Origin of the sequence: Planktothrix sp. FACHB-1355, assembly GCF_014748295.1 — a bacterium.
In the GTDB taxonomy this organism is placed as follows: domain Bacteria; phylum Cyanobacteriota; class Cyanobacteriia; order Cyanobacteriales; family Aerosakkonemataceae; genus Aerosakkonema; species Aerosakkonema funiforme_A.
This window is the reverse complement of record NZ_JACJUP010001107.1, coordinates 1-2,337: the sequence shown is the minus strand read 5'-3', so window position 1 is coordinate 2,337 and position 2,337 is coordinate 1. Positions and strand designations below refer to the sequence as shown.

Below are 2,337 nucleotides of genomic sequence, written 5' to 3'. Positions count from 1 at the left end.
CCACCAAAAACCAAAGAAGAAGAACAAGAACAATTTGAATTATTTAACCGAATAATTGAAGAAAAAACTAGAAAGAAAGAGGCGGAAAGTTGAGGGTTTAGGGAGTGCGATAATACTACGCATCGCTACGCGATCGCACATAAAATTGTAGAGGTTCATAGTTGTGCGATCGCTTTAACAATAGACATCTCCAAAAAACCTTGTAGAGATGTTTTATGAAATGTCTCTACAAGGGTTATAGGTGGCGCTCACTGTCAAGAAGTTGTCGTTGCTGAATCTCGATCGCTCTCAACATTTTCTGGTTTTTCTTCCGGAAAATTCAGCAAACGCTTTGCTCTCCTCAAACGGGACTGATATAGAGGCGAGCGTCGATTCTCTTCTTCTAATTGGGCAATTATTTCATCCAGAATCAAGATATTAGCATCAGCTCGTTTGCAGATTTCCTGCACTCTAGCCGATCTTTCCTTAACTTTCTCAATGCTAGGCGGTTGTGGTTTATCGGTCATCATATATTCCAATCCCTTTTTATCTCTTGTGTACTTGCTGTTAAGGCATCTAACGTAGCCTGAGCTTCTGCGATCGAACGGTCTAGTAAATCCAGCATAGCAGGAGTAGCGGTTGGTTGGATTTCTGCAATTTGTCCCAAAAGTCTGTAAAACCGCGAGTAGTATGTATCTGCTCTTTCTCTGATATTCTGTAGTTGTTCTAGGTCGATCGATGTTGCTTCTGTTTCGCCATACTGTTGTGCGATCGCAAATTCTGTAGCTTTTGCTTGATGAATAATTTTTAGCAACCGTCCTTGCAAGTTGAAAACCGTATTTGTCGTTTCTTCTGGTAATTCTGCCATTGCACCCGCTCTTTCAAAATCTACATTTAATAGGTTACAGCAAAACTACGCAAAATTATCCCAAAACATCATCTCCACTAATACTAATATCTGTAAAAGCCTGGATATCTAAACTTTAATCATAGTTTAATTATTCTATCACTTCTAACACCGCCTTGGGTAAAAGCTTATCTTTAAACCAGATAATCTTTGCAGTAGTATCGCTCACCTTCACACCAGCTTTTTCCAAATTCAATCTTTCCGAAATTGCCAATATCAAATTATCGCAATCAGCCTTTCGCGCTTGGGCAAATTTCTTTTGCAAGTACTCGGGACGCCAGTAACCAACTATTTCTAATAAATAACTTCTACCATCAGGATGCACGAGGCGAAAATCGGGAATAATCACACTACCGGGAATGGGAATCAGGTCAACTTCTCTCTCTAAAACCCAATCGGTTTTTAAGGAATCCCATCTGTCCGCAAATGATGCTTCCAGCATACTATCGTAAGGTTTACCGGGTGGGTAATGAGTTACTAAACCGCAATCGGAATTTAAAGTGAATCTGCCAATTTTTTCTTTGCCAGTGAAAAGATCGCGAGTTTGCAGGGTGGCGCTGAGACTCCATTTGGTGACGTGCAACAAAGCAGGGATAAGTTTGGCGATCGCTAACCCATATCTTGTGCTAGGCTTAAACAAGCTAGTCGGGCCATCAATCGTAATCGTAAAACCGTGATCGGCATCGCCTTCAATATATGCCATCAATTGAAATAGTTTGAGATAGCGAAACAACAGCTTATATTCACCCGGAACATTGCGATGAGCGTTCAGAGTCATTTGACTGGCGCGATAAAAAATTCCCTGCACTTGCGATAAATTGTAACGATGCAATAAACTTTCAGCAGCAGGAGCATCAAACTGTGTTAAAATACGATTTTCTTGCAAATCCGCATACAAACCAGTGCGAATTTGCTCCGGCAGAACTTCGCGATTTAATTCTTGACTGAGTTTATCTGCTAAAGTTGAAAGAGTTTGGCTAGTCGCGTGTAAACTAGGAATTGATTGAGCCGATAAAGCAAACACTCGATCGCGCAATTCTTGGGGTGACAAAGGACTGACAACCTCAAAAGTAGAAAAGCTGCTTTTGAGCAGATGCGCCAATCCGCGAATGATGCGATAATCCGGTCGATCGCCCTCAAATTCCTGCAATTGATTATCCAATTCTCCTTGAGTTTTACCGACAGCTTCCTCAAAGCAAGTAATCAGATCGATCGCTAATTCCAAATTGCGATCGTCAATCTTCAGGTGTTTCGGAATTATCGTCTCCCCATTTTGCCGGTGACTCAGCAACTCGCTTGGTAACATTTCGATTTTGGATTTTAGATTTGGGATTTTGGATTGAATTGGAAGATTGCTTATTCGTGGTTGAATAATTAACTTCGGATGACTCAGCCGCTAAATAACCACCTTGCTGACTAACCTCATAAATCGGTTTAGAAGGCACAATTTC

4 protein-coding genes are annotated in these 2,337 nt (G+C 41.1%); all 4 read right to left on the bottom strand.

Going from position 1 to position 2,337, the window contains the following annotated elements; all coding sequences use genetic code 11:
- Nucleotides 1–254: 254 nt before the first annotated feature.
- Nucleotides 255–509: a hypothetical protein gene (locus H6S82_RS29570; RefSeq protein ID WP_242057158.1), complete on the bottom strand. Its 255-nt coding sequence runs from the start codon at nucleotides 507–509 to the stop codon at nucleotides 255–257.
- On the bottom strand, nucleotides 506–847 hold the full coding sequence (locus H6S82_RS29565) for a hypothetical protein (protein ID WP_190468915.1): 342 nt from the start codon (nucleotides 845–847) through the stop codon (nucleotides 506–508). The genes H6S82_RS29570 and H6S82_RS29565 overlap by 4 nt, the downstream gene beginning before the upstream one ends.
- A gap of 130 nt (nucleotides 848–977) precedes the next feature.
- Entirely contained in the window at nucleotides 978–2,192 is a 1,215-nt protein-coding gene (locus tag H6S82_RS29560; protein WP_190468912.1) for a DUF790 family protein, read from the bottom strand.
- Nucleotides 2,122–2,337, bottom strand: a 216-nt coding sequence (locus H6S82_RS29555) for a hypothetical protein (protein ID WP_199317993.1), incomplete at its 5' end; no start/stop codon positions are given. The genes H6S82_RS29560 and H6S82_RS29555, both read right to left, overlap by 71 nt.